This is a genomic window from Nocardiopsis synnemataformans, assembly GCF_965343085.1.
Classification (GTDB): Bacteria; Actinomycetota; Actinomycetes; order Streptosporangiales; family Streptosporangiaceae; genus Nocardiopsis; species Nocardiopsis alborubida.
On record NZ_CBDRFA010000060.1, the window covers coordinates 20,727 to 43,646 of the forward strand.

Consider the following 22,920-nt stretch of genomic DNA (forward strand, 5'->3'; position numbering starts at 1 on the left):
GGACCACCATGGACATGAACTGGCTCATGTTGGGCGGGGTGGAGATCGTCAACACCGCACGCGTCCAGGCCTACACCGTCGGTGGATGCGGGGGCGCCCAGGTCGGCTGTTCCTGCCCCGGCCTGGCTCAAGCCATCGAGGGCGACGACGACTTCCCCGGGTACGGCCAGGACCCCGTCAGCGACGGCGCCCCCTGGGTGGACCCCGCGGTTCCCGAGTCCGCGGACTTCCTGGGCATAGTCGGCCTTGACGGGGAAGGCCTCAGCGTGGGCACCGCCTCGCGCACCCCCGTCGACCTGGCCCTGGGGGGAGCCAACATCGGGGCCCTCCGTCACCGGCGGCGCGAGTTCACCATCAAGGTGACCCTCGTGGCGCGCTCCCAGGCCGGGCTGTCCTACGGATCGGCGTGGCTGGCCTCTCAGCTCGAAGGAGACGACGACTGCTGGGGCAGCGAGGCGTGCCTGTTCGCCTGGTGCCCCTCCACCGCGGCCGAAGGCGACCGGGCGGTGCGGCACCTGTACGACACCGGCCTGCTGGAAGGCCCCACTCCGACCGCGTTGTTCAAGGCCTCCGAGGAGGTCTGGTACCAGGCCACGGAGTTCGTGCTGGTGGCGGGCAACTCCTACCTCTACTCCGACCCCTACATCGAGCTCGACCACCGCGACGGCGTCCAGGACATCGTCCGTGTCCCCCCGGGCGGCATCGAGGCCGAATGCGTGGACGCCCCGCCGTGCGCCTACGACCCGGACTGCCCGCCTCCGCCCCTGCCGCCCCTGCCACCGCAGCCGGTGGACCCGTGCTGGCCCACCACCGGCTTCCAAGCCCAGCGCACGATGTTCTCCGTCGCCCCGGGCGGGGTCGCCGCGGCCTACGACACCGTGCCGATCGTGCGAGTGGAGACCGGCGACGCCCCCTTGCGCAGGCTCAGCGTGCGCTTCTACGCCAACCCCACCGGCGCCCCCTGCTCACGGTTCATCGACCGCTGCCTGGCATGCGGGGAAGCCAACGTCGCCTACCTGCCCGCCGGGTCCGTGCTCACCCTGGACGGGCGACGCCAGCGCACCGTCCTGGACTGCTCCGGCGGCCGCGGCCTGGCCCTGTCCGAGCCCACCCCCTTCGGCCCCAACGGCGGGCTGTTCTCCTGGCCCGTCATCTCCTGCGCCAACGGACTGTGCGTGGAGGTGCTCTGGCAGCGCCACGGAGCAGCCGACAACGTGCGGGTCAACATCGACATGGCCTCCCGCCAGGCGGTGATCTGACATGGCCTCCGGCGAGATCTTGGGATGCGCCTCCGAGTACACCGCCACGATCCACTGGCGAGGCGGCCAGCGCGTGTATGCCTATCTGGACAAAATTGAGTCCGTGCGCTGGTCGCGTGAGCGCCGCAAGATCAGCGCCGCCTCGGTCTCGGTGGCGGCCTCCGGTGTTGGCGCCGGGTGCATGGCCCGACTGCTGGAGACCTACGAGTGGGTGCACGAGCTGACCCTGTACCGGGACGGCACCGCGGTGTGGCAGGGCCCGGTGAACCTGCGCGACGTCACCATCTCCGGCAACCAACCCGTCCGAGTGGAACTGTCGGCCGTCGACGTCGTCGGCTACCCCGCACGCCGCCTACTGCAGCGCACCCGCAAGCTCACCGACACCGACCTGTCCGAGGTCGGCCGCGCCGTGCTGGAGTCCTCGCTCGCCACCCGCGACCCCAACGTGCTCGACCACATCGTCACCCGGCCCGCCGGACGCAGCACCTCACGCACCATCCAGGCCTACTCCCGCTACGGCGCCGACGAGCTCTCCGAGGTCGCCGGACTTGGAGTGGACTGGACCACCATCGGCCGCACCGTGTACTTCGACGCCCCGGCGACCGCCAGCACCACCCCGCAGGGCGCCATCACCGGCGAGCACCTGCTCGGCGACATCCACGTCGTCTCCTCCGCCGACGACTACGCGAGCCGCGTGTTCGCCGCACCGCAAGCCCAGAACGGGGTCTGGCAGCACGTGGAAGCGGTGGGAGGCTACTCGCCCGTCTACGGGCTCGTCGACCACCTGGTGCAGACCAGCTACCCCTACAACCTCACCAGCTCGGGGGAGTGGGAGCCCTCCGGAGAGGACGCGCTCTCGCGCGCGCAGACCAACGCCGCGCTGCGCCGTGCCGCCCAGTCCCGCCACACCCAGATGTCACGGCCACCGCTCGTGGTGCGCCCCGCCGACAGCTCCCGCCTGGACGCCGCCACCCCCATCTCCATACACCGACTCGTGCCCGGCGCACGCATCGACCTGGCCGTCGGCACCCAGCCCCCGCTCGCCATCCAGGCCGCCATGCGCTTGACCCGCGTCACCGTCGAGTGGGACGCCACCGGGGAGAAAGTACAGGTCTCCCTCGTGCAGATCGGCGGCCCCACCGACCAAGACGACCTGGAGGCCCCCTGATGCAGCCCCCGGACCTGACCGAGCCGGGAGAGCGCCTTTCCGCTCCCGAGCGCGAAGCGCTCCCCGCGGCCCTGGCCCGCCTGGCCCGCCCCCACCGGCCCCGGTCGGTGCGCTGCGCCGAGGTCGTGGTCACCCTCGGCCAGACCAGCAGCACCCTTCACACCCAAGGAGAAAACGATGGCTAGGTGCTCTGGCGGAGCCAACGCCTGCAACTGCATCATCCACGCCGGCCAGGGCATAGCTGCCCCGGGCAACGGGTCCCTGGCCGACCCCACCACCATCTCGGTGAGGGCGTCCCGCGACGCAGCGAACTGCGTCCGCTTCGGTAGTGACGGCGGCCTGTTCGTGCCCTGCAGGGAGGGCGAGTCCCAGGACACCTGCGGCATCAGCGTGGGCAACCTGCCCACCGAACGGCTGGTGTTCGGCCGCGGCGGCGCCGGGCGCCTGCTGGCCCCCGACCACACCCTGACGTCTTTCCGCAGGGCCGTCGAGCTGGGCCTGGACGGATCCCACGCTCTGGTCCGTGAGCTCGGCGACGGGACCCCGGTCTGCTACCCCAGCGAGACCATGACGAACCAGACGGGCATCCCGGGGATCACCCTGGCCGGTATGGGCGTGGGCGGGTACAAGAACGTGCCCATCCGCACGGGGTGGAACCCCAGCTCCACACTGAATCTCGGCGGTCGCCATGGCTTCTTCGGGTTCGGAGAGCGCGACCGCGTAGGAGGCGTCACGCTGGCCGAAGTACTGGACACGGTGGGGCGCCGGGCAGTCCTGAACCTGGAGCTCATCCCTCCCTACTCCGAGGCCTTCCCGCACAAAGTGCTCTCCCACATTTACAGGTACTGCGCCCAGGAAGCCATCATCGTTTCCTCCAGGATCATCGACGACCTGGAACCCTTCGTGACCGCGAACATCCCCACCTGGCTTGTCGTGCCCGACGCGGCCTCAGCCGATGAAAACCCTCCTTCTCTACTGCTGGACCGGGGTGTGGAGTGGATGTCGGGCCGGGTGGGGCTCGTGACCACCGACCAGTTCGTCGCCTACGCCACCGCGGGGATCCACACCATCGGGTACATGTGCAACCGCCATTACGACTGGGAGTACCTGGACGAGATCGGCGCCCGCGGTTGCCTCTCCGACGACGCCCTGTACATGACGGCCGACCCGGACCGGTACCGCTCCAAGACGATGGCCGAACCCTTGGACTACCCGCAGGTACAGCCCGGCGTCATGGGCTACTGGACCGATCAGCGCATCAACCTCCCGTCAGGCCCAGGCGTGCCGGGGGAGGTGTACTGGCCCAACCAGGGCCGCGGCTTCTACTTCCCCATCGAGTACAGCTCGTCGCGCTCCTTCTACATGCCCCTGCGGGGAGCAACCGCGCAGGACGAGCCGGACGGCACGCCTTACCGAACCCCGTCCGGAATCTTCGACGTCTCCATGGGATTCGTGAACCCGATTCCCTGGCCCGACGACTACACGCTCGAGATCGACATGAGCTACCGGGACACCCCGTCGCAGAACCGCACCGCGGGCCTGCTGCTGGGGCTGCCCGATGACCGCGCGCACGAGGACCGGGCCAACGCTGGCGACCCGTTCTGGATCGCGGGCTTGTCGTGGACGGGCGCGGTCTACGTCGAGCGGTGGGAGAACGGTTCCATCATCGCCAACCACCGTCAGCAGGGCCCTCAGCTGGCGGAGGACGTGTTCTACCGGGTGCGGTTGACCGTCACCCCCGAGAGCGTGACGTTCTCGAAACTGACCGCCTCAGGCCAGGTGCAGGTCAGCGCTACCGTCACCGACTCCTCTTTGAGGGGCCCTTATACCAGCTGGTACAAGAAGGAGACCAACGCCGACGGGAGTTGGTCACCTTTCGCAGTGGCCTGGCGCAACCTGGAGATCTACTCCAACAGCGACCCGGGCGAGCGCGTGTCGATGACCGCGCCGCTGCCGAGCGAGAAACCGCCCGTGCAGGACGTGCCAGGGCGCCCCGGGATGGGTCCGGGGGACTCAGCTGTGTGAAACCGCTCCCCGCCGTGCGGAGTGGGCTCTACGATCCACACCAGGAGCCGCTGATACGGATCGGAGTCGTCATGGCGCGCACGGTAGTAGCTGGGCTGGCGGTAGTGGGAGCCCTCGTGGCCACCGGATGCACCAGCACACCGCAGGAGACGGACCCCGCCTCACAGGAGGTCGAGGCGGGCACTGAGCAAACGCAGGGCCCGGTCGTCGCCGACCCGGTGGAGTGGGGCACCCAGGTCGCCGTGCCCGCGGGCACAGGACAGGTCGAGCTGACTCCGGTGGGGCTGCGCTACGTCACCACCGAGGAGATCACCAGCCCGACCGAGCACGACCACCCCTCCCGCGAGGTGTTCGCGGTGGTGCGCTACGAGGCCGCCGTCCAAGGAGAGGAGGCGGCCTCCATTTCCCAAGAGTGGGGGTGGCGCGCTGGCGGCCAGGAGCACGGGCGTGGAGACGGCGGTCACGCGGGTACGGCCCCGTGGATGGGCGCGGTCCCGGAGGTGTACGCCGACACCCCGCTGCTGCCCGGGGAGGAGCCGACGGTTGGCTACGCCACGTTCGACCTGCCGGGCCGCGGGGGAGAGCTGACCTTCACCGACCTCGACGGGGCCATGGTCCGGTGGACGGCGCCGGAGGAGGACACGGGTGAGCTGGTGGAGCTGGAGGAATGGCTCACCAGCCAGCAGTGACCCTGTGTAGGGGCTCGCCTCGGGGTTGCGGGCGCTGGCGTCACGGACGGTGAAGAAGAGGAGAGGCGGGCGGCCGCGGGGAGTCAACGCGGCGCCCGCCTCTTGTCGTGCCGGGAGGGAGCCTCGGGGACGGTACGAGGGACCGGCACATGGGGGCGGCCAGGAACTGGAGTTGGACAGACCCGTGGGGGTCCTGGCCATGAGCAGAGTGGCACACCGGACGAGTCCGTGTCACGGTTCGACGCCTCTACGTTCCCGGGCGGATGAGGCGGGCGTCCCACCAGTGATCCCCCAGAGGGCCACCAGACACATAGACCACGTCTTGGGGAAGGTCTTGCGTCGAGATCCAGGGTTGGTCGACGTCGTCACAGGCCGTGGGTATCTCGTAGCCGTCCTCGGTGAAGTGCTCACAGCCGGACTGCGCTGAGACCGGAGCCCAGTAGGGAGGCCGCGAGACCACTCCGATCGGGTGCGCGTCACCGGCGCGGACCACGGGGCTGCCGATGGGGAAGCGGGAAGCGAGCGCTTCCTCGACCAGAGGGCGGCGGCACTCGTAGGACAGAGCGACCGCACCCCGCCGGAGCAACTCGCTCAGGTGATGGGATTCCGGGGTGCGCAAACTCATCCCCAGGTCGGCGTCGGCGTCGCACGTCCACAGTTGCCCGTCGGGGGTCAGCGCCAGGTCCCCCTCACCGGGGGGCCAAGCGCGTGGGGCGGGGCGGTGGTCGAGCCGGTCGACCAGGGCGTGACCGAACCACGCGACCCACTGCACTGGTTCCTGCGCGGTCTGGGCCAGGAAGCAACTGGCCTCGGCGGCCTCGACGGTGGCCTCGATCCACCGGCGCCGGACCGCCATCACCTCGCGCAGGATGGGAGCGGAGAGGTCGTAGGTGATCGCCGTGGCCTTGGTGAGATAGTCATCCTCAGCGTGCAGCAACGTGGTGTAGACCGTGCGGACGTAGTCCAGGATGCGTGGATCCATCACGCCTCTGACGCCGGGCGCAGGAAGGAACCCACCCACCACCCACTTCGGCGGAACCCGTCGATGTAGACGATGCCCTCGGTGTAGCGGGAGGCGATCCAGGGCAGGCCGCCACCGTCGCTGATGGCGTCCCATGACGGCGGGACCGTGACCACCCCGACCGCTCCTGGGATGCTGGGGTGACTCACACGGCTGCCCAAGGGGAAGCAGGCTGACAGCGCTTCCTCCACGAGGGAGTACCGGTCACGGCCGTGGTAGAGCACGACTCCTCCCCGGCGGCGCATCTGGTCAACGGTGCATTGCTCGTTCGTCTCCCCGTGCTGGACCAGGTCCGGGCCTTCAGCGACCCACAGCTGTCCGTCCGGGGTGGCCAACAGGTCGCCCACGGCCGGAGGCCAGTGGCACGGGGCGTCGAGCACAGGGTCGTCCTTCGGCGCGGCGGCCAGTCGCGCGTCCACCCACCGCTGGCGCGCTTCCAGTGCCTGGCGGACCGAGCCCGGGGCGCAGATGTCCATCTGCTGGGCGGTGGTGAGGTAGTTGCTGGCAGCCTGGGCCACGTCCGCGATGACGGTGTGCGTGCTCATCAGCAGCTCCCCTGGGTGGTCAGCTGGCGGTACACGTCGAGCACCGTGGCGTGCTCGGGGTGGGACTCGGGGATCAGCTCCAGCAGCCATCCGACTCGGGCCGTGGCCTCTTCGAGGTGACCGCGTCCGTGGCGCAGCCGGGCGCTGACCATGTGCCCGTAGACGAACCCGGTCAGGTCGTCGGCGTGGGCGACGGCGTTGCGCAGCCGGAACACCTCGGCCATGGACGGGTCGCCGTACACGGGCTGGTCCAGCTCCCAGACCAGGTAGGAGCGCATCTGGTTCCACCGTCCGGCCTGGGCCATGGCGTAGGCCCTGGCCAGGATCAGGCCGGGCCGGTCGGCGCGCTGGCCGTAGATCTGCTGCCAGACGGTGCGGTTGGGCGAAGCGGTCACGGGCGTTGCTTTCTAAGGTCAGGTGGTCAGGAGGCGGTGGAGCGCGGCCTGGAGGGCGGTCGCGGCGTCGGCGGAGAGGTTGTCGATCGACCCGTCGTCGTTGATCGCGCACAGCAGGGCCGGGCCGCGCAGGGAAAGCACCTGGAAGCCGTGCTCGCGGGACAGGAAGGTCGCCCCGGCGTTGAACTCCTCCCGGTCCCGGTCCAGGTAGTTCTCGTCCACCCACAGGGCCGCGCCTGCTTCCAGGTACATGACGTCGGCCGTCTCGCAGCCCAGGACCGTGCTCGGGTGGGCGAGTTCCTCGGTGGTGAGCGTGCGGGCGGTGATGGTCTCGTCCGGGTGGATCAGGAGACTGGTCGGCTGCACCGGCATTCCCTTCGGGGTGCTTTCGAGCCCCGCCCGGGTGGGCGGGACAGGGGCGTTACTCGCAGTCAGCGAGGCAGTCGCGGGTGGCCTCGTCCGAGGCCAGGTGCGCGTCGAGAAGCTTGTAGGCCTCTTTGTCGATCGCGGCCAGGTCCACCCAGCCGCCCGCCAGGGTCTTCATCGCGCCCAGGTCGGCCCCGCAGTCGCGGCAGTTGGCGGTGCCGGTGTAGTCCACGGTCAGGGCCGGGACGTGGTGGGTCAGGACGAAGGGGGCGGGCAGCTCCACGGAGGCCGCGCAGGTGGTCGGGGCGGCGGTGAGGGTGGCGGTCATGTCGGCCTTCCGTGGGGTGGTCGGTGGGGGCCGGTGGCGGGACCGGCCCCCCTGGGGCGGAGTGGATCAGGCGGCCAGGCCGTGCTCGCGAACGGCGACCAGGGCGCGGACCGCCACCACGTGGTTGCACTCCTTGCCGTAGTGCCCGGCGGTGCACGAGCAGATCTCGGCGACCTTGCCGTCCAGCTCGGGCGCGATCACGACGGTGTAGAGGGCCTTGAAGGAGCCGCGCACGGTGTAGGTGTCGGGGCCGGTCGCGGTGATGGCCCGGCGGCGCTTCAGGACCAGGGCGGCCTTGCCCGCCACCCGCGTGGAGTGACCGGACAGGACCTCGGCCTGCACGGAGCGGCGGGTCTTGCGGCGGCACTTGGGGCCGTAGCCGTCGGCGGAGGGGTTGTGCAGCAGGCGGCCGCACTCGCAGCAGCGGCTCTGGATGGCGGTGCTGGTGGTGTTGGTGCTGGTCATCGCTGGTCTCCCCGAAGTGGTGCTGTCCCCTTGCTGATGACCTCAGTATTTCACAGTGCCTGCGAATTTACAAGTCACTGCGAATTTGGGATTGTGAGTCGCAGTGACTGTGAGACCCTGGGGTCATGACACCCGAGGAGCGCCTGGACCGCATCGCCGACATCAGCCGCCAGATCGCCGACTTGGAGAAACGCAAACAGGAGCTCACCGACCAGCTCAACCAGGAGATCCACCAGGCCTTCCCCGAGAACCGCGGGGAAGTCGGCAAGCCCCCGCACGGCTTCATCGGCAAGCTCGTCAAGGCCAGCGGCAAGTCCCGCACACACATCGACGACGTCCGCGAAGGCAAGTACCTCAAGACCCCCTCAGGCCAATGAGTACGCTGCCGACGCTGCGGGGATGCCATGATGGCCACGACGCCACAGACCGCACCCGCGCAGCGGCCGCGCACAAGGACACCCCGGTGAAGAAGAAGAGCAAGTACGCCGAGCTCAAAGCGTCCGTCCGTCTCCACGACGAGGAGAATCCGCACGAGGGGATCCGCGCCTGGAACGACTTCACAGCGCAGGTCGAGAAGCTCGCACGGGACCCGCGCTTCGCCCATCTGGGCGTCAAGATCGAGTACTGGGAATCGCTCCTGCCGGAGTGGCCGCTCATCTACCCCTACGAGGACGACGAGGAAGGCGAGACGCCGTGACCGCATGGATCGGTGTGCCCGACGACCGCAGCCGAGAGGCCACCCGCGCCCTGGTCGACGCCGGCGTGAAGGTCGAGGGCACCTGGACAGTGCCGGCCCCCGGGGCCACGCCGTCGCGGCGCGACCCGGCCACGGTCTTCCTCGCCGCGTCCTTCGGCGCGACCTTCCTCGGTCTGGCCGTGTGGGGGCTGTGGGCGGGCGGCTGGTGGAGCGTTCTGGGGGTGCTCTCTCTGATGGCAGGACTGATGTGCATCGCCGGATCCCTCTCGCGCCCCACTCCGAAGGAGTAGCGCCCTCCCGCTGTGGCCCCGACACCGTTCAGGTGTCGGGGCCACAGCGCGTTCACACCCGGGTGACGATGTGCCCTCCTGCGCGCGGGGCGTCCTCCGGGCCGCGGCCGTGGCTGCGTACCCACACCATGTCGTCCGGCTCCAACCCGCTGGTGTGCGGGCGTCGGCGCCAGTGCGCGGTCACGTCCACCCGCTTATCGAGCCTGCGGCCGCTGGCGCCCGCCTCGGACCTGCAAGGCTGCCACGGACGCAGGTCCACCACCCGCACGCTCGGCAACGGGCGGCCCCGCTTGGCCACGGTGCGCGCCACCTTCGTCTTGCGGTCGGCGTCCACCTCGGTGGTCTCGGTGATGCGCTTCTGGCCCATGTGCAGCCAGGTCGCCAGCAGCGTCCGTACCGGCTTCTCGTACTCACGGGCCGCGCGCTCCATCCCCGGCCGCTCGGACCACCAGCGGCCCTGCCCGAACGGCACCAGGATCTCGCGCTCGTACCCGAACGTGTGCAGCTGGATGCGGTCGCGGACCTCGCGGGAGAGGCGGTCTCGGACCGCGGTGCCGTCGACGTAGAACGACACCCAGACCAGGTCCTGGTCGTAGGGGCCCCACGAACAGGCCACCACCGGCTCGACCGTTCCGTCGTCGGTGGCGGCGGTGTCGATGGGGTCCTGCCAGACCAGAAATCCATACGGGGAGGGCAGGTGCGCCGGGTGCAGGGAGAACCGCGGCAGAAGCTCTCCGGCCTGGCGGGCTTCTTCGGTCGCCTGCGGCGTGATGCTGAACAGACGGGCCCGCTCCAGGCGGTCGGCCTCGTCATTGGCAAGGTTCTGCGCGATCTGGGGGATAGGCAGGTGCACCCACTTGGTGGGGATGTGGAAGGTGCCTCCCTCACGGAGGGCGAGCATGCTTGCCCACAGGCCAGCGGTGACGGTGCGGGTGTAGCCGACCAGGGTGTGCCGCAGCTCAGGAAGTCGGTTGGCCGGGATGGGCGTGTAGGCGCTCAACAGGTCTTCCTCTCCAGGTGGGTGTTGATGGCGTTGGCGAGTGCGCTGTCGGTTGTGACCAGATCCAGCAGGTCCTCGGCGTGCATGACCAGGGCAGCGGCTTCGTGGGACAGGTCCCAGGCGCAGGCCCGGTGGTTGACGCCGATCTCGTTCAGGGCTTCCAGATGCTCGTTCAGGTCGGCACGGCCGGTGGTCTCCTGGGCCGCCTCGACCGCTTCGGCGAGCGCGTAGGCGGCCCTGCCCAAGCGCATGCGCCGCAGGGTGACTTCGAGCGGGTTGCTCGTGTAGTCCAGGACCTCGATGTCCTTGCCGGTGACCAGGGCGGTGTTGATCAGCAGGCTCACTCCGGCGGGCACGCGGCTGGTGCGTGAGGCGGCGCGCAACGCCACACCGGTCAGGTGCTGGTCGGTGGGGTAGTCCAGCGATGGTGCGGGCAGTACCTCGTGGGTGGTGACGTAGCGGCGGTGTCCTGCGGCGAAGCGCACGGTGTAGCCGGGCACGGCCGCGCCGGTGACGTGGCCGGTGACCACGGCGCGCCGGAGCTCGAAGGCGGGCTGGCCGCCGCGGATGCGGCCGTCGCGGGCCATCACGGTGGACCCGACAGGGTGAACGAGTGCGGCCACGATGGCCTCCTTACGTGGGTGGCGGGGGAGGGGCCCGGCCGGGCCCCTCCCGAGGGGTGTTAGCGCTGGCGGATGCACATGACCAGGTAGCGGAACGCCATCGGGTCGTCGGGGCGGTCGCCCTCGGCGGTGAGCACCAGCTCCATGCCGGTGCTGTAGTGCACGGTGAGCCGGTCGCTGGTGATCGCGTTCACCCCGTCGGCCAGGAAGGTGATCTTGGCTACCCGGTGGTGGTGCGGGGCGCCGGTCACCTCGACGGCGCGGACGGGTGCGCTGGCCCGGCGGCCGGGGATCACCGCGTTCGGCGCGACCTCCATCCCGTGCTGGTCGTGCTGCCAGATGTCCACGGACCCGCCGGGCGTGGAGAGCTTGCCCGCGGCCTTGATGTCGGTGGCCAGGAGCTTGCGGTCGACGGTGGCGGCGCCCGCGATGTCCTTGGACAAGACCGTGTCGATCACGCTGGAGGCGATGTGCTTGTCCAGGCGGCGAGTGATGAGGGTGATGCCCTCGGCGCGCACACCGGCCAGCCCGTACTCGTCCTGGTCGTCGGAGAGGACCTCCACCGTCCCGGTGCCGCTCCAGTGCTTGGCGACAGCGACCAGAGGCTTGACGGGCAGGTTGTAGTCGCCGGGCACCATCAGTCCCTGCGGGGACAAAGGGGCGACGGCCATCCGGTAGCGGTCGGTCGTCTCCAGCCGGGAGAGGCCGTCCTCGGTGATGTGCAGATTGGCGCCGGTGAGCACCGGCAGGGTGTCGTCGGTGCCTGCCGCCGCGGCGACCCGGGCCAGGGCGGTGGTGTAGTCGGCGGTGGCGAACCGGGCGATGATCTCGGGGGCCTGGGGGAGCGTCGGGTAGTCCTCGACCGGCATGTCCTCCAGCGGGATGGAGTACCCGGCGAAGGTCAGCGCGGGGCCCTCTTCCTCCAGGGTCAGGCTGACGTCGGTGGCGTCGGCCTTCTTGGGGGTCACGATGCTGCGTAGGGCGTTGAGCGCCGTCAGGAGCGCGCCGTGGTGGATGAGCAGCGTGGTCTCGTCGCTGATGTGGGCGTCGAGCTCGACGTCGACCAGGGTGTCGTAGTCGAACTGGGACAGGTGCAGGGCGCCGTCGCGGCTGGCGCGGATGAGGGTTCCGGCCAGGCAGGGAACGCTGGGGCGGCGGGCCGCGGCGATCTTGGTGGCGTTCAGGGCGCGCAGCAGGTCCTTGCTGGGGACGGTGAAGACGGTGCGGGTGGCGGTGGTGGCGGGCATGGCCGGGTCCTCTCCTGGGCGGGTAGTGGGGGCGTCACGCCCCCACTATTGAAACAATAGAATTCGCTAGTGACAATCGGGCATTAGAAAGCCCGGTCCACCTCCTCGGCCTCCAGTCCCAGCAGCACGTCACAGACCCGTGAGAACCACCTGTACTCCTCCTCGTAGTACTCGACCAGGTCCTGGGCGAACATTCCGGTGACCTGCAGCGCGTTGCGCGCGGCGTTCATCGACCCCCAGGAGGTCGCGACGACGCCATACACGGGCTCAGGAATCGCGTCGAGCAGGTTGATGCCTTCCATGGCGCCCCTCCGGATGGTTGCGAACGTCCCAACACCTGAACTATAGCAACAGAGTACGTCAGTTACAAGAAAGGGTTGTGGGGGTGCGACACCGTGTGTCGCACCCCCACTCTCAGAGCAGGATCAGGCCGATGGCCGCCGCCCACGCCGCGCGGTCAGCTCCGCCTGCAACCGCTCCGCCTCGCCGCGCCGCCACCGCGCGATCCCGTCCGCCCCCTCCTCGCCCGGCGGCCACAACCCCTGTGCCAGCCGGAACTCCATCGCCTCACGGCTGGTACCCGGCACGCCGCGCTCGGCCGCCTCCGCGAAGTAGGTCAAGAGCTGCTCCCAGGTGAGCAGGTCCTCGGGCGAACCCGTCGGCTCCAGGGGAAGGCCCTGCGCGGCCCGCCGCAGGCGGTCCAGTCCGCGCTCGGAGTAGACGCTCGTCCCATCCCGTGTGCCGACCATCGGCGGCCGTAGCTCCTTGTGCTTGATCCACCAGGTCTTGCGCACCGTGTTCGCGGACACGCCGACGTGCTCGGCGTACTCCGGCACCGTCCAGCCCTGAGCGATCATCTGCTGGATCTGCTCCAGGGGTGGGCGCGGGTACAGCTTGGCGCGGCCGTGCCCGATCTTGATCTCGCCGACCGCCCTAGGGAACAGGTCGGGGTGCCACTTGGGCCAGCTCATCGCGATCTGTCGCGTATCCAGGTCGTACTCGGCGGCGAAGTCGGCGATCGTCACCGTGCCAGCCCAGGCGACGTCGAGGTCGACCAAGGCGTAGGTCGGCTGGCCGGAGCGCTCACCGACCGCGTCGGGCAGGGGGTGTTCGCTCGCCCAGTCGGCGAGCTCCTGGGGGTCGACGCGGCGTGCCGCGGCGTACTCCAGCAACGTCACAGCGGGCGGTGGTGTGCGTTCGGGGGTTACCATGGGTGTCTCCAGAGTGAGACGCCGCGGCCTTTTGCCCCCCGACCCCACGGGGTCGGGATGGCCCCGGCGCGGCTGTGGCCCGTCCCATGACGCACACCAGGGACGGGCCACAGCCATTTTCGTTAGTGATCAGACCTGAGTGGCGAGCACGCGCGCGTTGATGCGCAGCTGCTCCCACTCGGCCAGCGCGTTGACGTGCGCCAGCATGTGGGTGTCGAACCCGGCTTGGCCGATGCCGTCCGCCTCCGCGCTGCGCCGGGCCGCGTGCACCCACTGGCGCAGCGCCCGCACCAGCAGGTGCGTGTTCGGCGCTGGGTCCTCCTGCGCGGCGAAGGCGTCAGCGATCTGCCACAGCATCAGAGACCACGTCTCCAGGCTGGTCAGCCGCTCCTCGGGCTGTCCGGCGTCGATGCCCAGGTGGACCAGGACCACGCACGTGCGCTTGAGGGTCTCGGTCAGGTCCTGGCGCTTCTCGACGTCGGTGAGCAGGCGAGGCTGAGACAAAACGTCCTCCAGAGTGAGTGCTTGCTGTTGCGGGTGTTGGGTTTGCCCTCCCAACACCCGCAACTGTCTCAACAGATTACGCTAGTGTCAAGGAGTTGGTTTCCACCGGCCGTGTCGCGTCGACACGAACCGTCGCCCAGGCAGCTTCGCCACCGTCACTCCCAGCGCCCGCGCCAGCACCTCAGCGTCCAGACTCTCCGGCGCCAGCGCCGACAACACCTCGCCGGCCTTCGCTCCGACCTGGTGCACCACGGCCCACCGGCCGTCGCGCACGTACCCCACCTCGAACACAGCGCTCTGCTCACCCATGGCCGAAAGCTTAGGCGCCGTCATCCTTCGCAGAGGGCTGGAGCCAGTGCTCCGGCATGTCGATGCGCCACTGGTGATGTTCGAGCCCTTGCGGGCGCGTACCAGTGGCCTCCGCGAAGCTGATCCCTCCTTTGTTTGAAAGAAGTTTCATGAACATGACCTCTGCTTCTCCGAATTTGGCTCCACGGTAGCTCATGAGACCCTCGGAGACGTCGACACCATCAAATACGATGCTTCCGCGATTGAATTCCGTATGAGAGAAGAGCATTTCGCAACCATGTAGTTCGACGTTCTTGAAGGTGGCATTGGTGCCGTCGAAGGTTGAGTCGCTGAATAGAATTTTTCCGCCGCGCAGGTCTTGAGAAGAAAAATCGAAGACTCCTCCAAAGAACTTCATGCGAGCGAAGGACAATGTTCCTTCAGTGAAGTCTTGTGCCCTGAGCCGGAAAGTTCCGTGTTGCAGTTGAGAGCGATGGAAGCGGATCCATCCGCCTTCTGACCTGGCGATGCGGAGCGAGATGTTGCCGAGAAATTCGCATCCGTCGAAGAGGACACTGCCCCCCATTAAGGCTGTGCTCTCCAGGGAGAGTACTCTCGTGAAGCTGACCGATTTGAAGATGACGCGACCCCCTTCAAAAAGGGCGCCTGAGAGTTGAAGGTCACGCTCTTTAAAAGATGAATAAGCAAATGCCGTGAAGCCGCCATAGAACTCGGCGAGTTCCATGTTCAGGCCTAGTGTTGTTTCGAATTTTGCGTGAGTGAAGTCAATTCGTCCTCCTCGAATTTTTACTTCTCCGAAGTTTGCTTGAAAGCCCAGGAAAGTGGCACCGCGGAAGGAAACGTTTCCTCCGGTGAACTCCGATTCGGAGAAGTCTGCGTCTTTGAAGGTTGCTCCTGTGAAGTCAAAGTCTTTGCCTCTCCAGCGCGTCTCCCGGCGAATGTGGTCTCTGATGATCTGAACGATCGTCTGTCGGAACGACGTTTCGTTGTGATGCTCTGTCCCCGAGAGTTCGCCGTCCGCGATGTAGGGGGTTTTGAGCTGGGCACAGAGCACGTTGATCGCTGTCTGAGCCTCTTCCTCGCTGGGGGCGGTATCGGCCACATGCGCCATGGCGTAGGCGCCGGCCAGACGGATCGCGTACTGGTCGCTGCCGAGTTGCTCGCTCGCTGCGGCGAACCGGTCGGTGAACAACCGGGACACCTCGCGCTTCTCGGTGAGCTCTGCTCGTCTGTCCTCGGCCTCGGTGGTGCGCTGTCGGCGGTAGTTGATCACCAGCAGTGCCGCCGCGCCCAGGCCCGCGATCACCGCGAAGGCGCGGGTCACCAGTTGGTCGGCCAGCCTCAGTGAGAACTCCGGAGGAGGTTCTGGAAGGGGAGCACCCAGCAGCCACCACACCCCAGTGACCATGCCGACCACGATCGCCAGCACCGCGGCCCAGGTCGCGGAGATCACGCGCACCAGACTGGACTGCTCGACCCAGGCGCGCACGTTCCACCGGCGCGTACGCACCAGCGTCACCAGGAACAGCATGGCCCCAGCCACGATCGGCGTGACTGACTCCGCGGCGGGCAGAGCCCAGTACGCCTTCGCCGCCGGGACGACAGTCCGGATCATCGGCGCGATGGCGAGAACGAGGCCGCTGCCCATCAGCAGGCTGGCGGTGGGGTGCGCACGCATCCACGCTCTGAGCGTGCGCCAGCGCTCGCGAAGGGCAGGGCGCGGTGCAGATGAGGGAGTGGGCTCGATCTCGCCCAGTGGGGGTTGGTTCATGGGCGCACCGTAGCCGGACACGGAGACAACAGGGCGTCGTGGCCGAGTTCGGTCAGGCCGGGGCGCGGAGCCCGAAGAAGAGCGGGCCCGAACCGTCGCCGGTCCGGGCGTCCGGCCCCCTTCGGTGCTCATAATAGGGGACGGCTATCACCCGCTCCATTTTCATAGCCGAAAAGAATCCAGAGGGAGGTGCCCGTGTCCGAAGACGTGCAGGAGAGCGGCTTGCGGGTGGAGCTGGTGGGGATGCGCGGTGACGTGCTCGCACAGCTTGCGGAGATCCGCGGAGACCTACGTGTGGTGTGCGAGCAGAACGCCAACGACATCGAGCACCGCCGCCAGCTAGCTGCGGACCTGAAGCAGGTCAAGGACGCCCAGACCACCTTTGTCACCAAGACGGAGATGGACCAGCGCCTGCGCAACAGCCTCACCGTCGCCAGCGTCGTCCTTGGCACCATCACGCTTTTGATCAACACCGGCGTCCACTCCTTGATCTGACGCCCGCCCTGAGAGGAGAGCCGGATGGCTCGTATGCCGGGCGCCACATGGCGCCCGATCGACAAGAACTTCACCTACGGCGGATGCCGACCACGCTTCGTCATCTTGCACATCATCGTCGGGACCTTGGAGGGGGCGGACTCCTGGTTCAGGAACTCCAACAGCCGCGTCTCAGCGCACTTCGGTACCGGCCGCGACGGAGAGCTCCTCCAGTGGGTGGACACCTCCAGCAAGGCCTGGGCCAACGCCGGCGCCAACGGCGTCGCTATCAGCGTCGAGAACGAAGGCCAGGTCGGTGACGCCCTGACCGGCGTGCAGATCGAACGGTGCGCCGAGGTCCTGGCCTGGGCCCACGAGGAGCACGGTGTGGCCCTGGCCGTGACCAACGACCCGAATGGATCGGGGCTGGCCTTCCACAACCTGTGCCGGGACTGGTCCCTGTCCGGGACCGCGTGCCCCGGCCCGCGCATCGTCGCCCAGCGCGAGCAGATCGTCGAGCGCGCCAAGCAGATCATCAACGGAGAGGACGACAACGACATGCCCGGCCACCGCCGCTTCGAGAAGACCAAGCCCCAGGAGCTCCAGCCCGGTATCTGGCGCAGCCTGAAGTTCGACGCCCGCCACGACGGCCCCGGCGAGTTCTACTCCCTGGTCGGCCCCGACGAGAAGGACGGCGCCATCTACGACCTCTCCGTTGGCGTCACCCTGGACGGCCTGGAGCCCGGCGACGAGGTGCAGCTGCGCGCCACCGAGTACGAGCCCGACGACAACGGCGGCTGGCAGATCGCCCGCAACCGGCCCATCGACAGCCCCGTCCACGCCAAGGCCAACGGCCACTTCACCTACCACTGGAAGGGAAACCTCGGCGCGGGCCGCCGGGTCCGTATCCGCATCGCCCAGTTCGGGCGCGAGAGCGCGACGATCACCGACGCGACCTCCGACGTCCTCTACTGGCCCAAGTAGCCCTACGACCTGCAAGGACCGCCCATGACCGGCACGATGCAGTCTCTCGTGCGCACCGTAGTGCCCTACGCCGTCGGTCTGGCCACTGCGCTCGGCGCCAAGCTGGGCCTGGACCTGCCCCACGACGTCCTCACCGAGGCCTTCACCGTCGCGACCACCTTTTTCGTCGGCACCATCTACTACGCCCTCGCCCGTGCCGTCGAGCAGCACATCACTCCCAAGTGGGGCGCGCTGATGCTCGGCTCCACCAGCCACCCCCACTACAGCAAGGACACACCCGCGCCCGCGGCTGTCGCAGCCCCGCCGCCCTTCCCGGGCGACACGTCGGCCGCCGCGGCTGTCGAGCCCGAGTCCTCGTCGGGGGAGCACACGCACCCCTGACCTTCTCTGCGCGGTCTGGCCCCCTTCACCCTTCATTCATCACGCCAGACAGCAGGAGAACACCATGGCCACACGGCGCCCCTGGGCCCTGCCCGCCCTGGGAATGACCCTCGCCCTCCTCCCGATCCTGACGATTCCTGCGTACGCCACCCCCGGCGGACCCGACCCCAAGCCCGGGTACGGCAACGAGCCCTCTCCCGACCCCACGCCGGGCCCGGATGACGAAGCTCTGGCCCTGACCGCAGAGGTCGTCACCCTCATCAACGCCGAGCGCGCCGCCCACGGCCGCGGCGAGGTCCTGGTCGACGAGCTGCTGTCCAAGGCGGCGGCCGAGCACGCCGCGGACATGGCCGAGCGGGACTTCTTCGCCCACACCAACCTCGACGGCGAAACCCCCCAGGACCGAGCTCTGCGCCACGGCTACGACGACTACGGCGCCGAGAACATCGCCTGGGGCTACTCCACCCCCGAACGCGTCGTGCACGAGTGGATGAACAGCACCGCGCACCGCCGCAACATCCTCAACGGCGAACTCGTCGCGATCGGTGTCGGCTACCACAACGAGGACCGCGCCCTGTGGGTGGCCAAGTTCGGCCGCTCCCTCACTCTGAACCCGGAAGAGGCACGATGACCACGATCAGCACCGCGCTCCAGGGCCCGCACGCACGCGGGTGGTCCTGGCTGTCCACGGTCCGCCCGCCCGCCCCCGTCGCCGCGTCTTGAGGAGGTCTTCCATGGCGAACCCACAGGCGCCCGGCGCGGTCACCGGCTACCAGCAGCATCCGCAGGAGATCATCGACTTGGTCAACCGGGTCAAGGCCGCGGAGAACATGATCGGGGACCTGGTCGCCGAGATTCGCGAGCGCAAGGACGTCGACCAGCGCATGCTGGGGCTGGGCCGCAACGACCTCCAGATGGGCTTCATGCGCGTGGTCCGCTCCGTCTTCCAGCCCGAGAGCAGGCTCTGATCGTGGACGTGACCGCCATCGCCCAGGTCTGCCACGAGGCCAACCGCGCTCTGCAGACGGTCATCAACGACCCCGTCACTTCGCCGCCTTGGGAGCAGACCCCCGACTGGCAGCGCGCCTGCGTCATCAACGGCGTGCGCAAGGCCCAGCAAGGGGCCAGCCCCGAGGAACTCCACGCCTCCTGGTGCTCGTCGATGTGCGCCGAGGGGTGGGTGTACGGGCCGGTCAAGGACCCCGACCACAAGACCCACCCGTGCCTGGTGGCTTTCGACGAGCTGAGCCCCGAGCAGCAGGCCAAGGACAGCTTGCTCCACGCGGTCGTCAACGCCCTCACCGAACAGAAGGAGACCTGACCACGTGCGCGTCTTCTACGACACCGAGTTCATCGAACGCGGGGCCGACCACCCCCTCCACCTGATCAGCATCGGCATGGTCGCCGACGACGGCCGGGAACTGTACGCGGTCAACGCCGACATGGACCAGGACCTGGTGCGCACCCACCCCTGGGTGGGCAAGCACGTGTGGCCCCACCTGCCTCTAGCCCAACCCTGGCCCGGCACCCGCGGCGGGTCCCATCCGCGCCTGGACCTGGACGACCCCGACGTGCGCCCCCGCGCGCAGATCACCCGCCTCGTCGAGGACTTCCTCTCCCACACCCCTGACGTCGAGCTGTGGGCCTGGTACGGGGCCTACGACCACGTGGTGCTCGCGCAGCTGTGGGGAACCATGACCCAGCTGCCCGGGCACGTACCGATGTGGACGAACGACCTCAAGCAGGAAGCCCACCGGCTGGGCAACCCCCGTCTGCCCGAGCAGCCCGAAGGCGAGCACCACGCCCTGGCCGACGCCCGCCACAACCTCACCCGGGCCCGCGTCCTGGACGACCTGCGAGGCACCCGATGACCTTCAACCCCTGCGGGCCAGGACCCGTGGTCATCGCGCACCGCGGCGCCTCGGCCATCGCCCCCGAGAACACGCTGGCGGCCCTGTCCATGGCCATCACCCTGGGCGCGCCCCTGGTGGAGGTCGACGTACAGCTGGGCGTGGACGGCACCCTCATCTGCGTGCACGACACCACCCTGGCGCGCACCCACGGTGTGGACCTGCCCGTGGCGGACATGACCGTCGCCGACGCGGCCACCCTCATGGTCCAGCCGCACCTGTTCGGTCACCCCGCCTGGGGGCCACAGCCGACCCCCACCCTGGACCGGGTGTTCGCCGAGTTCGGCCGCGCCCCCGTCACCTGGCTGGTGGAAGCCAAGGCCCCCTCCGGCACCGACGCCGCAGAGTGGGCCCGCATCGGCGAGGCCATCGTCGCGTGCGCCCGCCGATGGGGCGTGGCCTCCCGCACCATCGTGTCCGGCTTCCACCGCGAGCCCGGCTACGCCGCGATCCGCAACGGCATCCCGGCCTGCTTCAACGCCACCCGCGGCGCCGACGACCCCTACGTGCTCTCCCAGGAGGGGTTCTCCTACTACGGGATGCGCCTGGACGCCGACGAGGACAACATCGCCGCCGCTCACGCGGTCGGTCTGAAAGTGCTGCCCTACACCGTCAACCGACACGTGGACCGTGACCGGCTGGCCGCGCTGGGAGTGTGGGGCATCGTCACCGACCAACCCTGGTACCTCAGCCGTGACTACCAGCCCGCCCCGGGGCCGGTGTACACCACCCCGGCGTGGCCGCACGGGCATCTGCCCTCGCCCGTCACACCCGTCGACGGGCAGGTGGACGGCGGCGGCCTGGTGTTGGCGTCGCCCTCACTGGCCGCTGGGGACGCCGACAACTACACCGCGGTGATCGCGGGCGCGGTGTCGGGGTGGTCGGCCGCCCACGCCCGGCAGGTCTGCGTGGATGTGGACGTGGAACTGCTGGCCGCCGGCGGCCCGTCCAGGTCCGCGCAGATCCATCTGGCCGAGACCGACATCGGCTACGACGACAACCACCACGGCCGGGTGGACGCCTACAACGTCCTCGTGCGCGCTGACGGCGAACTGGCGCTGTGGGCCGCGGTCGACGGCGCGGCGATCGAGCTGGCGACCGCGCAGGGGCCGCCGCTGGCGGTCTCAGAAACCGCCCCGGCCCGGGTCAGTCTGCAACTGCGTGTGAACGGGCCCCGGGTGGAGGTCACGCGCACCGACACCTCGCCCCCGGTGACGGTGGCCACGGACAACGAGCAGGTCCAGCCCCGCTACGTGGGGCTGGGAGTCCGCGCGGCCAAGGCCCGCTTCCTCGATCTGCGCCTGCGCTGATACGGCGCTGCCTCGACCCGCCCCTTCACGGGAGCGGGTCGAGGTGCTAGGGGCGTTTCGCGCAGTACCGGCAGCCGATCTGGCGGTGGCGGACCTTGCTGTAGCGGGGTGCGACTTCGGCGCCGCACGTCATGCACCGGCACGGCCACGGCTGTGTGGCCCCGGTAGGACACCAGCGGCATGCCTTCTTCACTCGACGGCCTCCATGCCGAAGGAGACGATGGTGCCGCCGAGGCGATAGACGCCGGGTTCCACCTTCTTGCCGTCGGGGCCGGTGACGTGCTCGCCGTCCCAGGAGATGGTTTCGGGCAGCTCAGGGTGGCCTTCGACCATCACGCGGGTGTGCTGCTCGCTGAGCAGGACGGCGATGTGCTGGCTCTCCACGATCAGAGCCTGAGGGCCCTGCTCGGCGGCGGCCCGGCGTACCGCTGCCCAGGAGCGGCGGGCTTCGGTGACCGCGTGCGATCCGGTCAGGTGGTAGCCCAGGCGGGTCGCGGCGGCCAGGGAGACCAGCGCCCCGTCGGGCCGGTCGTAGTGCATCAGGCGGACGGGCTGGCCGTCGGTGGCCACGCGGGTGACCTGTTCGCCCAGGGTGTCCCGTGCGGCGGCGGTGGACATCTCGCGCATCGGCAGTTCCTTCTCAGAGGTGGACCAACACCGAGGCCGTACCACTCACGACACAACTCGTATTGCCAGAAACACAACATTCTCGGTGTGGCGCGTCCTGACACACCCACCTGAGAAGCTGAACACTATGAGTGATCAGAGCGTGACCTCCGTCGTCGACGCCCTCCTTGCCGCGTCCACCACCGCCGCCATCGCGCTGGACCAAAAGGAACACCGCCCCACCGCAGCCGCCGAAGCCCAGGCATGGTTCGACCAGCACCGAGACGAAGTGCTGGCCGCCGCCCAGAACGCACACGAGACCGGACAGCACGAACTCGCACTGTCCCTGGACACCAACCTGGACATCTACCTGGCTCACGGCGCCGACACCGCCACCGCCGCGCGCAGCGCCGCCCGAGCCCTGCACTCGGCCCAGGCCCTGGGCGTGACCGAGGTGATCTACGGCCGGGCTCTGGCGGCCTCGGACGCGCACCGCCGCCACGGTGACCACGAAGCGGCCATCACCACAGCACGGCACGCCCTGGAGGTGGACCACCTCCCCGAGATGTCTCGCGTCCGCGCCACCTACACCCTGGCCATGACCCTGGCCTGGTCAGGCGAACACGAGCAGGCGCTCCCGCTCTACCAGCAGGTCATCGGCCAGACCTCCACCCTGCCCGTGGACCTGGCGGCGGCCGCGGCGAACGGCATCGCCTGGACGCTGGCCGAGCTCGGCCGCGCCGCGGAAGCCCTGCCCTACGCCACCCGGGCCCTGGACCTGGCGATGGCCACCTGCGACACGAACACGGTCGCCGCCGCCCACGACACCCTGGGCGAGGTCCACACCGCGCTCGGCGACATCAGCAAGGCCCGAAGCGCCTACCAGGACGCGCTCACGCTCTACGAGCGCATCGGCTACCAGGTGCGCATCGACCAGGTGCAGGAGAGCCTGGCACGACTGTGAGCCCGTGAAAGGAAGAGGGGCTGCCCCTCACGGGCAGCCCCTGAAGCTCACGACCAGGTACGGGTCTCGTTCAGCGCTTCCTTCTCCCGTAGCGCCTGGCTCAGATCGATGCCTTCGCGGTTGGCGATGGCCGCGAGGTAGATCAGCACGTCGGCCAGTTCCTCGCCGAGGCCGCCCACCGTGCTGGTGGGGTCCACGCTGAGCGAGGCACGCTTGCGCACGGCCTTGCACACTTCCCCGGTTTCCTCCGCCAGCTTCAGGGTCTGCTCGACCAGGGTGCTGTCGGAGAACCCGCGCTCCACCTCCATTTTCGCCACGTATTCCTGGATCTGGGCCAGGGTGAGCGGGCGGTCGGGCAGCGGCTCCATAGCGAGGTCC

At 69.0% G+C, this 22,920-nt stretch carries 33 protein-coding genes; 17 read left to right on the forward strand and 16 right to left on the reverse strand.

Annotated elements, in window-relative coordinates:
* Positions 1–8: 8 nt before the first annotated feature.
* The 5 genes from ACSIH6_RS27960 (at position 9) to ACSIH6_RS27980 (ending at position 5,141) form a co-directional block, all read left to right on the forward strand.
* Entirely contained in the window at positions 9–1,259 is a 1,251-nt protein-coding gene (locus ACSIH6_RS27960; protein WP_435111321.1) for a hypothetical protein, read from the forward strand.
* 1 nt (position 1,260) lies between these two features.
* A complete protein-coding gene (locus ACSIH6_RS27965) occupies positions 1,261–2,427 on the forward strand; it encodes a hypothetical protein (RefSeq protein WP_435111322.1) in 1,167 nt (388 codons plus the stop codon).
* Positions 2,427–2,612, forward strand: a complete 186-nt coding sequence (locus ACSIH6_RS27970; RefSeq protein ID WP_435111323.1) for a hypothetical protein — start codon at positions 2,427–2,429, stop codon at positions 2,610–2,612. Before ACSIH6_RS27965 ends, ACSIH6_RS27970 begins: the two co-directional genes overlap by 1 nt.
* The gene (locus tag ACSIH6_RS27975; RefSeq protein WP_435111324.1) at positions 2,605–4,452 is read left to right on the forward strand and encodes a glycerophosphodiester phosphodiesterase; all 1,848 of its coding nucleotides are present in this window, start codon (positions 2,605–2,607) and stop codon (positions 4,450–4,452) included. The genes ACSIH6_RS27970 and ACSIH6_RS27975 overlap by 8 nt, the downstream gene beginning before the upstream one ends.
* Positions 4,453–4,523: 71 nt before the next feature.
* Positions 4,524–5,141, forward strand: a complete 618-nt coding sequence (locus ACSIH6_RS27980) for a hypothetical protein (RefSeq protein ID WP_435111325.1) — start codon at positions 4,524–4,526, stop codon at positions 5,139–5,141.
* Positions 5,142–5,388: 247 nt separating this feature from the next.
* Here ACSIH6_RS27980 and ACSIH6_RS27985 read toward each other — a convergent pair whose 3' ends face one another.
* The 6 genes from ACSIH6_RS27985 to ACSIH6_RS28010 all read right to left on the reverse strand — a co-directional run bounded on the left by ACSIH6_RS27985 (position 5,389) and on the right by ACSIH6_RS28010 (position 8,261).
* Positions 5,389–6,123: a hypothetical protein gene (locus ACSIH6_RS27985; protein WP_435111326.1), complete on the reverse strand. Its 735-nt coding sequence runs from the start codon at positions 6,121–6,123 to the stop codon at positions 5,389–5,391.
* Positions 6,123–6,707, reverse strand: coding sequence for a hypothetical protein (locus ACSIH6_RS27990; RefSeq protein ID WP_435111327.1), 585 nt, complete (start codon positions 6,705–6,707; stop codon positions 6,123–6,125). The genes ACSIH6_RS27985 and ACSIH6_RS27990 overlap by 1 nt, the downstream gene beginning before the upstream one ends.
* The gene (locus ACSIH6_RS27995; protein ID WP_435111328.1) at positions 6,707–7,102 is read right to left on the reverse strand and encodes a hypothetical protein; all 396 of its coding nucleotides are present in this window, start codon (positions 7,100–7,102) and stop codon (positions 6,707–6,709) included. The genes ACSIH6_RS27990 and ACSIH6_RS27995 overlap by 1 nt, the downstream gene beginning before the upstream one ends.
* Positions 7,103–7,120: 18 nt before the next feature.
* On the reverse strand, positions 7,121–7,468 hold the full coding sequence (locus ACSIH6_RS28000) for a DUF3846 domain-containing protein (protein WP_435111329.1): 348 nt from the start codon (positions 7,466–7,468) through the stop codon (positions 7,121–7,123).
* A gap of 55 nt (positions 7,469–7,523) precedes the next feature.
* Positions 7,524–7,796: a hypothetical protein gene (locus ACSIH6_RS28005; protein WP_435111330.1), complete on the reverse strand. Its 273-nt coding sequence runs from the start codon at positions 7,794–7,796 to the stop codon at positions 7,524–7,526.
* 66 nt (positions 7,797–7,862) lie between these two features.
* Positions 7,863–8,261 carry a hypothetical protein gene (locus tag ACSIH6_RS28010; protein WP_435111331.1) on the reverse strand — a complete coding sequence of 133 codons (399 nt, stop codon included), beginning with the start codon at positions 8,259–8,261 and terminating at the stop codon, positions 7,863–7,865.
* A 125-nt stretch (positions 8,262–8,386) separates the two neighbouring features.
* On the opposite strand from ACSIH6_RS28010, the gene ACSIH6_RS28015 reads away from it, so the two are divergent.
* The 3 genes from ACSIH6_RS28015 to ACSIH6_RS28025 are packed head-to-tail and all read left to right on the forward strand — an operon-like array spanning position 8,387 to position 9,248.
* Positions 8,387–8,638 carry a hypothetical protein gene (locus ACSIH6_RS28015; protein ID WP_435111332.1) on the forward strand — a complete coding sequence of 84 codons (252 nt, stop codon included), beginning with the start codon at positions 8,387–8,389 and terminating at the stop codon, positions 8,636–8,638.
* The gene (locus ACSIH6_RS28020; RefSeq protein ID WP_435111333.1) at positions 8,635–8,958 is read left to right on the forward strand and encodes a hypothetical protein; all 324 of its coding nucleotides are present in this window, start codon (positions 8,635–8,637) and stop codon (positions 8,956–8,958) included. The genes ACSIH6_RS28015 and ACSIH6_RS28020 overlap by 4 nt, the downstream gene beginning before the upstream one ends.
* Complete coding sequence (locus ACSIH6_RS28025) at positions 8,955–9,248, forward strand: hypothetical protein (protein ID WP_435111334.1); 294 nt, start codon at positions 8,955–8,957, stop codon at positions 9,246–9,248. The genes ACSIH6_RS28020 and ACSIH6_RS28025 overlap by 4 nt, the downstream gene beginning before the upstream one ends.
* Before the next feature lie 52 nt (positions 9,249–9,300).
* Here ACSIH6_RS28025 and ACSIH6_RS28030 read toward each other — a convergent pair whose 3' ends face one another.
* From ACSIH6_RS28030 to ACSIH6_RS28065, 8 genes are all read right to left on the reverse strand, one after another.
* The gene (locus tag ACSIH6_RS28030) at positions 9,301–10,248 is read right to left on the reverse strand and encodes a hypothetical protein (protein WP_435111335.1); all 948 of its coding nucleotides are present in this window, start codon (positions 10,246–10,248) and stop codon (positions 9,301–9,303) included.
* The gene (locus tag ACSIH6_RS28035; RefSeq protein WP_435111336.1) at positions 10,245–10,871 is read right to left on the reverse strand and encodes a hypothetical protein; all 627 of its coding nucleotides are present in this window, start codon (positions 10,869–10,871) and stop codon (positions 10,245–10,247) included. The genes ACSIH6_RS28030 and ACSIH6_RS28035 overlap by 4 nt, the downstream gene beginning before the upstream one ends.
* Positions 10,872–10,930: 59 nt before the next feature.
* Positions 10,931–12,118, reverse strand: a complete 1,188-nt coding sequence (locus ACSIH6_RS28040; RefSeq protein WP_435111337.1) for a DNA polymerase III subunit beta family protein — start codon at positions 12,116–12,118, stop codon at positions 10,931–10,933.
* 83 nt (positions 12,119–12,201) lie between these two features.
* Positions 12,202–12,420: a hypothetical protein gene (locus tag ACSIH6_RS28045; RefSeq protein WP_435111338.1), complete on the reverse strand. Its 219-nt coding sequence runs from the start codon at positions 12,418–12,420 to the stop codon at positions 12,202–12,204.
* Between the two features lie 123 nt (positions 12,421–12,543).
* The gene (locus tag ACSIH6_RS28050) at positions 12,544–13,329 is read right to left on the reverse strand and encodes a hypothetical protein (protein WP_435111339.1); all 786 of its coding nucleotides are present in this window, start codon (positions 13,327–13,329) and stop codon (positions 12,544–12,546) included.
* Positions 13,330–13,458: 129 nt separating this feature from the next.
* Positions 13,459–13,833, reverse strand: coding sequence for a hypothetical protein (locus tag ACSIH6_RS28055; protein WP_435111340.1), 375 nt, complete (start codon positions 13,831–13,833; stop codon positions 13,459–13,461).
* 87 nt (positions 13,834–13,920) lie between these two features.
* A complete protein-coding gene (locus ACSIH6_RS28060) occupies positions 13,921–14,142 on the reverse strand; it encodes a hypothetical protein (RefSeq protein ID WP_435111341.1) in 222 nt (73 codons plus the stop codon).
* A 10-nt stretch (positions 14,143–14,152) separates the two neighbouring features.
* Positions 14,153–15,913: a hypothetical protein gene (locus ACSIH6_RS28065; protein ID WP_435111342.1), complete on the reverse strand. Its 1,761-nt coding sequence runs from the start codon at positions 15,911–15,913 to the stop codon at positions 14,153–14,155.
* A 195-nt stretch (positions 15,914–16,108) separates the two neighbouring features.
* Here ACSIH6_RS28065 and ACSIH6_RS28070 point away from each other — a divergent pair, with 195 nt between their 5' ends.
* The 8 genes from ACSIH6_RS28070 (at position 16,109) to ACSIH6_RS28105 (ending at position 20,972) form a co-directional block, all read left to right on the forward strand.
* Positions 16,109–16,408: a hypothetical protein gene (locus tag ACSIH6_RS28070; protein WP_435111343.1), complete on the forward strand. Its 300-nt coding sequence runs from the start codon at positions 16,109–16,111 to the stop codon at positions 16,406–16,408.
* A gap of 24 nt (positions 16,409–16,432) precedes the next feature.
* The gene (locus tag ACSIH6_RS28075; protein ID WP_435111344.1) at positions 16,433–17,371 is read left to right on the forward strand and encodes an N-acetylmuramoyl-L-alanine amidase; all 939 of its coding nucleotides are present in this window, start codon (positions 16,433–16,435) and stop codon (positions 17,369–17,371) included.
* A 24-nt stretch (positions 17,372–17,395) separates the two neighbouring features.
* Positions 17,396–17,752: a hypothetical protein gene (locus ACSIH6_RS28080; protein ID WP_435111345.1), complete on the forward strand. Its 357-nt coding sequence runs from the start codon at positions 17,396–17,398 to the stop codon at positions 17,750–17,752.
* Between the two features lie 64 nt (positions 17,753–17,816).
* Entirely contained in the window at positions 17,817–18,383 is a 567-nt protein-coding gene (locus tag ACSIH6_RS28085; RefSeq protein ID WP_435111346.1) for a CAP domain-containing protein, read from the forward strand.
* 103 nt (positions 18,384–18,486) lie between these two features.
* Positions 18,487–18,720, forward strand: a complete 234-nt coding sequence (locus ACSIH6_RS28090; RefSeq protein WP_435111347.1) for an Acb2/Tad1 domain-containing protein — start codon at positions 18,487–18,489, stop codon at positions 18,718–18,720.
* 2 nt (positions 18,721–18,722) lie between these two features.
* On the forward strand, positions 18,723–19,073 hold the full coding sequence (locus ACSIH6_RS28095) for a RyR domain-containing protein (RefSeq protein ID WP_435111348.1): 351 nt from the start codon (positions 18,723–18,725) through the stop codon (positions 19,071–19,073).
* Between the two features lie 4 nt (positions 19,074–19,077).
* Positions 19,078–19,623, forward strand: a complete 546-nt coding sequence (locus ACSIH6_RS28100) for a 3'-5' exoribonuclease domain-containing protein (RefSeq protein ID WP_435111349.1) — start codon at positions 19,078–19,080, stop codon at positions 19,621–19,623.
* A complete protein-coding gene (locus ACSIH6_RS28105; protein WP_435111350.1) occupies positions 19,620–20,972 on the forward strand; it encodes a glycerophosphodiester phosphodiesterase in 1,353 nt (450 codons plus the stop codon). Before ACSIH6_RS28100 ends, ACSIH6_RS28105 begins: the two co-directional genes overlap by 4 nt.
* Before the next feature lie 189 nt (positions 20,973–21,161).
* Here the strand turns inward: ACSIH6_RS28105 and ACSIH6_RS28110 are convergent, their stop codons facing one another.
* Positions 21,162–21,599, reverse strand: coding sequence for a hypothetical protein (locus ACSIH6_RS28110; protein WP_435111351.1), 438 nt, complete (start codon positions 21,597–21,599; stop codon positions 21,162–21,164).
* A 127-nt stretch (positions 21,600–21,726) separates the two neighbouring features.
* Between ACSIH6_RS28110 and ACSIH6_RS28115 the strand changes: the two genes are divergently transcribed.
* Positions 21,727–22,542, forward strand: coding sequence for a tetratricopeptide repeat protein (locus tag ACSIH6_RS28115; RefSeq protein WP_435111352.1), 816 nt, complete (start codon positions 21,727–21,729; stop codon positions 22,540–22,542).
* A gap of 47 nt (positions 22,543–22,589) precedes the next feature.
* Here the strand turns inward: ACSIH6_RS28115 and ACSIH6_RS28120 are convergent, their stop codons facing one another.
* Positions 22,590–22,910 (reverse strand): MazG nucleotide pyrophosphohydrolase domain-containing protein, encoded by a 321-nt coding sequence (locus ACSIH6_RS28120; protein WP_435111353.1) that lies wholly within the window; start codon positions 22,908–22,910, stop codon positions 22,590–22,592.
* Positions 22,911–22,920: the final 10 nt, after the last annotated feature.